This window comes from Mesorhizobium sp. M7A.F.Ca.US.005.03.2.1 (genome assembly GCF_003997795.1).
Taxonomy (GTDB): domain Bacteria; phylum Pseudomonadota; class Alphaproteobacteria; order Rhizobiales; family Rhizobiaceae; genus Mesorhizobium; species Mesorhizobium ciceri.
Window position 1 is genome coordinate 1 of the sequence record NZ_RZRP01000205.1, and the last position, 8,249, is coordinate 8,249.

7 protein-coding genes and 1 pseudogene are annotated in these 8,249 nt (G+C 61.9%); 3 read left to right on the forward strand and 5 right to left on the reverse strand.

The genetic code is table 11. From position 1 onward, the window contains the following. Positions 1-242: pseudogene (locus EN991_RS13845) on the forward strand (hydrolase); the annotation flags it as partial. A gap of 165 nt (positions 243-407) precedes the next feature. Then, a complete protein-coding gene (locus EN991_RS13850) occupies positions 408-2,549 on the forward strand; it encodes an EAL domain-containing protein (protein WP_127368965.1) in 2,142 nt (713 codons plus the stop codon). An 11-nt stretch (positions 2,550-2,560) separates the two neighbouring features. Here the strand turns inward: EN991_RS13850 and EN991_RS13855 are convergent, their stop codons facing one another. Continuing rightward, positions 2,561-3,451, reverse strand: a complete 891-nt coding sequence (locus tag EN991_RS13855; protein ID WP_127368966.1) for a fatty acid desaturase family protein — start codon at positions 3,449-3,451, stop codon at positions 2,561-2,563. A 112-nt stretch (positions 3,452-3,563) separates the two neighbouring features. On the opposite strand from EN991_RS13855, the gene EN991_RS13860 reads away from it, so the two are divergent. Continuing rightward, the gene (locus EN991_RS13860) at positions 3,564-4,475 is read left to right on the forward strand and encodes a LysR substrate-binding domain-containing protein (protein WP_024503060.1); all 912 of its coding nucleotides are present in this window, start codon (positions 3,564-3,566) and stop codon (positions 4,473-4,475) included. 18 nt (positions 4,476-4,493) lie between these two features. On the opposite strand, the gene EN991_RS13865 is transcribed toward EN991_RS13860, so the two are convergent. From EN991_RS13865 to EN991_RS13880, 4 genes are all read right to left on the reverse strand, one after another. Beyond that, entirely contained in the window at positions 4,494-4,754 is a 261-nt protein-coding gene (locus tag EN991_RS13865; protein ID WP_244514281.1) for a DUF3303 family protein, read from the reverse strand. A 31-nt stretch (positions 4,755-4,785) separates the two neighbouring features. Beyond that, complete coding sequence (locus EN991_RS13870) at positions 4,786-6,249, reverse strand: RimK family protein (RefSeq protein ID WP_127368967.1); 1,464 nt, start codon at positions 6,247-6,249, stop codon at positions 4,786-4,788. Next, positions 6,246-7,352: a peptidase C39 family protein gene (locus EN991_RS13875; RefSeq protein WP_013532575.1), complete on the reverse strand. Its 1,107-nt coding sequence runs from the start codon at positions 7,350-7,352 to the stop codon at positions 6,246-6,248. Before EN991_RS13875 ends, EN991_RS13870 begins: the two co-directional genes overlap by 4 nt. Before the next feature lie 310 nt (positions 7,353-7,662). Next, on the reverse strand, positions 7,663-8,249 hold a 587-nt coding region (locus EN991_RS13880), incomplete at its 5' end, for an anti-sigma factor (RefSeq protein WP_164769048.1).

The following is an 8,249-nucleotide window of genomic DNA, read 5'->3' on the forward strand; positions in this document are numbered from 1 at the left end:
GTGCTGCGCTGCGCAAGGAGATCAAGCGCGCCGACCAGATCGCCGCCTATTTCGAGGCAACGCTGCTCGCCGGCTTTTCGACCGCCGAGGCGACCGAGTTCTTCGGCCGTCCGCGCGGCTTCAATGCCGACCGCTTCGATTTCACGCCACGTTCGGTGACCTGGGCGCAGAACGCGTTTCTGAAACGGTTTTCGGCGATCGAGACGTCGCGGCATCAGGTTTCGGCGACCGCAATCGGCTAAAGCGCGTCGCGCTGAAACGGATTCACGCGACGCGCTTTAGGTCTTTGTCTTTATGCATGTCATTCCCCCAAAACCGAGGTCACTTTTGGGCGACATGCATTAAAACGCTAAATTAACCAGCGGCGACCACAGTAGCTTGTTCGATCACGGTCCGCAGGCGCGCTCATGCCCGTCGCTGATGCCAAGGATGGTTCGGCCGTCCCGAAACGGGAGGCCGAAGGCATGGACCGCTCCCGCCACATGGAAGACGAACTGCGGGAGCAGAACCAACGCTTTTCGGCTGCGGTCGAGAACATGTCGCACGGCCTGTGCATGTTCGACGCCGACGAGCGGATGATCATCTGCAACGGCAACTACCTACACATCTTTTGCCTCGACGCCAGGGTGATAAGGCCCGGCATCCGGTTCCTCGACATTCTGCGCCACAGCGTCGATATCGGCGTCGCCTCGCAAACCGCCGACGAACTCTACGCCATCCGCAAGCCCTATATCGATCAGGCAAAGCCCTCGACCTACGAAGAAACACTGTCGGACGGCCGCATCGTCAGCATCTCGCACCGCCCTCTGGCTCTGGGCGGCTGGGTTTCGATCTATGAAGACATCACCGAGCAGCGCCGCGCGCAAGAGGATCTCAAGGAGCAGCACCGCCGCTTCGACGCAGCGCTCGCCAACATGTCGCAAGGCTTGCTGATGTATGACGCCGACGGCAAGATGATCGTGCGCAACCGGCGTTTTCTGGAGCTCTACAAGGTCACCCCGGCGGACTTTCCGCTTGGAACGACGCACCGCGACGCGCTCGAACGATTGCTGGAACTCGGCATCTATACGAAGATCGATGTCGACAGCGAAGTCGCCAAGACCGAAGCCTGTCTGGCGGCGGCAAAAATGCATTCGGCCTATCGGCATCTTACCGACGGCAGGACGGTTTTGGTCACACGTCGGCCGATGGATGGCGGCGGCTGGGTGGTGACCTTCGACGACGTCACCGAACGTCGCCGCACCGAAGAGCGCATGACCCATCTTGCGCATCACGACACGCTGACGGGATTGCCCAACCGCTCGATGTTTCGCGAACGGCTCGACCTTGCGCTGGAGGACACGGCGGCCACGCCGCTGGCGATCTTCTCGCTCGATCTCGATCGCTTCAAGGCAGTCAACGACACCTGGGGACATCCGGCCGGCGACTGGCTGCTGAAGAGCGTGGCCGAGCGGCTGCAGCGCTGCCTGCATAATGAAAACGACGTCGTTGCCCGCTTCGGCGGCGACGAGTTCGTCATCATCCAGGTCAATTTCAAGGGCATTGCCAGTGCTGAAAAACTCGCGAAGCGCATCGTCGAGACAATCGGAAAACCGTTCCGTGACAAGAGCCGCGAGATGCATATCGGCATCAGCCTGGGCATCGCGGTTTTCCCCGACGACGGCGGAGATGCCGACACGCTGCTGAGGAACGCCGATACAGCGCTTTACCGGGCGAAGAGCGAAGGCCGCAATCTGTATCGGTTCTTCGAACCCGGAATGGACGCAATGGTACAGGCACGGCGTGCGTTGGAGGTCGACCTCGGGACCGCACTGTCGCGCCAGGAATTCGACCTCGATTTCCAACCCATCATGAACATCGCCTCCGGCGAGATCGTCGGCGCGGAAGCCTTGATGCGCTGGCATTCCCCAGAACGTGGCATGGTGGCGCCGGACAGCTTCATTCCGGTCGCCGAAGAAACCGGATTGATCGTGCCGCTTGGAGAATGGGCGCTGAGGAAAGCCTGCACGGCGGCGGCACGCTGGCCCGCCGGCCTGCGCGTGGCGGTCAATGTCTCGGCCGTGCAACTTAAAAGCGGCAGCTTCGCCCGCAGCGTCATCTCGGCGCTGGCTTTCTCCGGCGTGCCAGCCGGTCGGTTGGAACTGGAGATCACCGAAACCGTGCTGATGGACGAAAGCGAGGTGGTGCTAAGGACGCTGCGGCAGTTGCGCGAACTCGGCATCCGCATCGCGCTGGACGATTTCGGCACCGGCTATTCGTCGCTCGGCTACCTCAGGCGTTTTCCTGTCGACAAGATCAAGATCGACCGTTCGTTCATCCACGACCTCGGCAATCGCGACACCGCGGCGATCGTTCGCACCGTCATCGGGCTGGGTGCCGAGCTTGGCATCACTGTCACCGCCGAGGGGGTCGAGACCGAGGTGCAACTCGACATCCTGCGCAGCAATGGCTGCACCGAGGCGCAGGGCTTTCTGATCGGCGCGCCGTCAAAGGCGGCCGAGATCCAGCGCCTGTTGAGATCCCGAGCGCCGCACAGCCAGACCGGCTAGGCCGGCCATCGTCAATGCAGCGTCTCGATGTACTTTTCGTGGAAGCTGACATACCCGGGCTCGACCACCTTGAGATGCCGCTCGATCAGCGCATGAAACCGCGGCAGTTGATGAAACGGCACGCCGGGATAGGCATGATGCTCGGCATGGAACGGCATGTTCCACGCCAGCTTGCGGACCAGCCAGTTGGTCAATGTGGTCCTGGTGTTCTCCAGCATGTTGGCGACGAACGGACAACGACCGTGCTCGGCCAAGAGATAGAGGCGCAGAAACGGCTGCCCCAACAGAGCGGGCAAAATCCAGACATAGACAAGCACCGAGAGCCGGAAATAGACGGCCAGCAGAAGGAGCACGGCATAAAAGGCAATCATGGCGCGTGCCTCGATGCGCACCTTGTCATAGCCCTTTGGCGGAACGTAGCTTTCGCGACCACGATCCGCGGCGTTGGCATAAAGCGTCTTGATGTGGCCCCACCATAACGGGATGCCGGATATGTGGACGAGGTATTGCCGCCATGTCTCCGGCTTGGGGAACGCCAGTTCCGGGTCATTGTCGGGATCTTGCGTGTATCGATGGTGGGCAAAGTGGAAGTAGCGGAACCAGTCCGCCGGCAGCACGATCGCCAGGCTGCACACCCGCGCCACGACATCGTTCAGCCGCTGCGCCTCAAAGGCCGTGCGATGAACCGTCTCGTGCAGCAGCGTGAACAGGAACACGATGAGGAGACCTTGCGGCAGCATCAGCAGCGGCCAGAACGGCACTTTGGCGGCGATCAGCGATCCGAGGATCACGATCGCACCCCAATGAGCGGCAAGCTGAACGAGGCCCGCGGCATCAGACTTGGCGGTCAGCCGGTTGCGCTCCTCCTGCGTCAACGATGAAATTACGTCTCGATGATCCACGGGCTTCGATCCAGGCTGGGATTTGATAGAATCCACTGTAGCGCATGAAAAACCTTTCCAAAAATGACGATTTCTGCGATTTAGATAAGCTGAACTTATCTATTCGGTGATCATGGCCGTACTTCCCTCTCTCAAAGGACTTCAGGCTTTCGAGGCTGCGGCCCGTACAGGCAGCTTTGCGGGGGCGGCGGAAGAGCTTTCTGTATCCGCCGCCGCCGTCAGCCAGCTCATCCGCACCGTCGAGGAGCAGATGGACCGCAAGCTGTTCCATCGCGTCAACCGGCGCGCCGTCCTCACCGAGGCCGGCGTCGAGATGCTGCCCAGGCTGACCATGGCCTTCCAGGAGATCGGCAGCGTCGCGCGCCAGCTGGGCGGCGATGCGTTCCGCCCGCGCCTCGTGGTGTCGGTGCCGCCATCCATGGCCATGGGTTGGCTTTCGCAGCGTCTCACTGGTTTTGTCTCAAGCCATGGCGCCGTCGACATATCGCTCAGAGGCGAGGATGACCCGGTGCCGTTCGACCGTGAGTTGATCGACATCAGGCTCACTTATGGGCCGCATTATCGCGAGCACCCGACCGAGGATATCGTCCAGGACGCGGTCTATCCCGTGTGTGCACCCGGGCTGGCCGACACGATCAAACCCGAAGGCCTCGCCAGCCTGCCGCTTATCCATACCGGCTGGGGACCGACCGGTGCGTCCTTTCCGTCGTGGCACAACTGGTTCGAGGCGGCCGGCATCGAACCCGGCCGGGCAGCGCAGCGCGGGCTCTCGGCCAACTCGTCGCGCGCGGCACTCGACCTTGCCATTTCGGGATTGGGCGTGGCGCTGGCGCAAGGGATCTACTGTGCCGAGGCGCTGGAGGACGGCCTACTTGTCAGGCCCCTCGCCCAGATGGTCGAGCTGCGCCAGCCCTATTGCCTGACGATCCCGGAGCGCAGCGCCAGACGCGATGTCGTGGACGCGTTTCGCCAGTGGCTGATCGACGAGTGCCGGCGCGCAGTCGGCTCGCCGGCACTGCGTTGACGTGACACGCGGCAATGGTCAGAGGTGCCCGCTCAATGCCTCAGCCATGTCCTTGTTTGTCGCCACGGGGATGATCTCGAATTCCACCAGATCCGCCCATTCGATGACCCAACGCTGCAGCAGCGTGACGTCATCGGCCTCCACCAGCAGGAAGCAGCGGCTCATGTCCGCCGCGATCCAGCTGTGGTGGACGAGCAGCTCGTCCGGTTTCAGGCGGCCGCGGTCGCGAAAGCGGCGATAGATCTCCTTGCGATCACAGCCGGTGAAGTCCTCGATCACGATAAATTGCATGTCCTACCCCCCGATCAAATTACCGCCCCGGCCGGTCCAATCGCTCCAGGAACCACTGCGTCAGCCGCACCCAGACCTCGTCCTTCTCACCGGAATCCTCCCAGCCATGGTCGAGGTTGGGATTGTCATTCACCTCGATGACGAAGACGCCGTCCTTGGTCTCCTTGAGGTCGACGCCATAGAGCCCGTCGCCGATGCAGCGCGCCGCCTTCACTGCCGTCTCGACGACATGCGCCGGCGTTTCCTTCAGCGTGAAGGTCTTGATGCCGCCCTGGTCGGGCTTGCCGTTGGCCTTGTGGTTGACGATCTGCCAGTGCTTCTTGGCCATCAGATAGTGCACGGCAAACAGCGGCTGGCCGCCGAGCACGCCGACACGCCAGTCATATTCGGTCGGAATGAATTTCTGCGCGATCAGAAGGTCGGAATCCTCCAGCCATTCGGTGGCGAGCGTCTTCAGTTCCTCGACGTTGGCGCATTTCTTGACGCCGCGCGAGAACGACGAATCCGGGATCTTCAGCACCAGCGGAAAGCCCAGCGTCTGCGCCGCCAGTTCGAGATCCGAGGTGCCGGCGATCATCACCGTCGGCGGCACCGGCACCTTGTTGTAGGCCATCAGCTCGTTGAGATAGACCTTGTTGGTGCAGCGGATCATCGACAGTGGATCGTCGATCACCGGCATGCCTTCCTGCTGGGCGCGGCGGGCGAAACGATAGGTGTGGTTGGAGATCGAGGTGGTCTCGCGGATGAACAGCGCGTCGTAATTGGCGAGCTTGGCCAGGTCCCGCTTGGTGATCGGCTCGATTTCGACGCCCATCTTCTCGGCGATCTTGGCCCAATAGCGCAGCGACGAGATCTCCGAGGGCGGCAATTCCTCATGCGGGTCGACCAGCGTGGCGAAGGTGTAGCGCGCCGGCGTACGGCCCTTGGTGTCGCGCCACTCCCGGTTGGTGTAGGTTTCCAGGCACTGGATGAAGCTTTTTTCCTCGTCCTCGGTCATCCGCGCCAATGGATGAAAGCCGATCTTGCGGATCGAGGCCCATTCGGCGCTGTCCTTGATGTGGACTTCGAGCGCCGGTGCGCGGAACCAATCGAACAACAGCTTGGCGAAACGGTCCCAGATTTTTGACGGCCCGATGCCGAAGAAGATGCAGACCTTTTGCGGAAAGGCGCCACCAAGATCCTTGCGGCATTTGTTGAGCGCCAGTTCCAGTTCCGGCAGCGCGTGCTCATAGAGCTTGCGTTCCGACAGGTCGATCATCGTCTCGACGGTCGGGATCACCTTGTGGCCGCGCGAGCTTGCCAGCAGCGAGGCATAGTAGCCGCGGCTCTGGTAGGCGTAATTGTTCGACAGGTTGATGACCTTCGGCCGCTGGCCGCGAAACAATGACGGATGCGCGAGATAGTCGCGATTGGTGATGATCTTGTGCGGTGTCGCCACCTGGTCGAGATCGCTCTGCCTGCCGGTAAGGATGACCCAGGTCATTGTCTGTCACGCTTTCCCAGAGTGATGGCGGCACGCAGTCCATCGCGACCGAACTGCGCCATGTTCATGAAGATGCCGTAAGGCACGGGAATGTTGGCTGCATCAAGGATGGTCTCCTGCCTTTCATCCTCGACCCAAGGGTCGTGGATCAGGATATGGTCGCCGTCATCGCCGATCGCCAGCACCCAGTGCGGCACCTTCTTGCCGAACATCAGGAAGCCGCTGATCAGCACCAGCACCAGCTTTCCCCCAGCGATCGCAGCGCGGATATCGTCGATTGTGAATGCACGGTAATTCACCGGGATGCCGTAAAGTTCCGCGCGTCGGCGAAAGTCGACCTGCGCCAGTTCCATTACCCTGCGCTTGTCCTCGCTGCGCACCGATTGCAGGAACAGCGCGCCATAGAAGGAGACGTAGATCTCCACCGCGAGCCCGCTCTCGTAGCCCGAGACAGCGAGGCCGAACGGCTCGCAACCGCCGGGACCCGACATCATGAAGACGGTCGTCGCTTCACGCCACAGGCGGATTTCCATGACCGGATCCGGCACGAAGCCGCGATCGAAATTGGCCATCGCCATCATCAGGCAGCACGGACCGCAGGTGAATTCGCAGGTCTGCGGGTAGAACGGCACCTTGGTGGCGATCGGAATGTCGCCACGCAAGGTTTTTTCGTAGCGAAGTGCCGTTTCGCCATCCTCATAGTAGCCGGGCTCACGCCCGATCTTGCGATAACCGGCCCGTTCGTAGATGCGGATCGCGCGGCTGTTGTCTTCGCGAACTTCGAGACGCAGCATCATGCGGTCGTGCTCGAAGGCGGCATCTTCGGCGGATCCGAGCAGGATGCGGCCGACACCCAGCCCGCCGAAAAACGGACTGGTCGCAATCGAGTAGAGGCGCGCCACGCCGCTGCCTTTGCGAAACAGCACGATCGCATAACCGGCCACGCGGCCGTCGACTTCGGCGACCAGCGTCTCGGCGGTTTCACGCTCGATGAACAGTCGGAAGGAGCGGCGGGAAATACGGTCGCTTGAGAAAACAGCTTTCTCGATGGCGGCGAGATCATCGACGTCAGACGCGCGGGCCGTGCGGATCTCGGCAGGCATGCGGCTTCAGAAAACCTCGATTGGTGGTGGAAATGGCCCTACTCGAACACGTCCTTGACGCCAACCAGGGCGTTGGGAAAACCGGCGTCCACCTGGGCGCACGAAGTCCGCTCCACCACCTTGAATCTTCGCCTCGTTTTTCCAAAAACCGTTTCCGATTTTCGGGGCGATGCGACGGCATTCATCAAGCGCTATCGCACCTCGATTAGGGCCGAATTGTGACAAATCCGACGCCGATCCGACGGGCGCAAAAGGTCCTTCGGCCGGATCAGCATTCGCGGATCGACGGCACCGGCAAAAGCGGTGCCGTTCAGCTTGCCAGCCCGTTTACAAGTTGCGTGTAGGCGTTCCTGGCGACCTCGTTCAGCCGCTCGCGCGGCAAGGAGCCGACGACGGCGCAGCCATAGCCCTTGTCCAGCCAGTAGACGGCCTCGGGTCCGTCTTGCGTGGCGGCGTAGGTGCCCTTGGCATTCTCCGTCGATTCCGTGGTGACGAACAGCGATATACGCTGCCCATTGCCGTCCTCGTAAAGCAGCATGGCGGCCTTGCTCTCGCCTGCCGGAAGCAACCGGCCGCCGACCAACTGGAAACCGTTCGCGGTCAAGTCGGGTGCCACCAGCTTCAGCCCTACCCGGTTGGACAGCCAGGTCTGCAGATGGTCCTTGTCGCTGGCCGGAACCTCGACGGCATGCCGCTTTTCGGCGGCATAGATGACATGGGCCGCGATTGCCTGCTCGGCCAGCCGATCTTCCGCCGGGTCCTCCTGGCCGATGCCGTCGACGCCGGCAAGGTAGCCACCAAGCCCGCCGGCGACCAAAAGCACGGCGGCAGCAGCGGCAAGCCACCAGCGCGAGCGTGGCACAGCTGCCTTGACCGGCGCCTCGCCAAGCACGACCT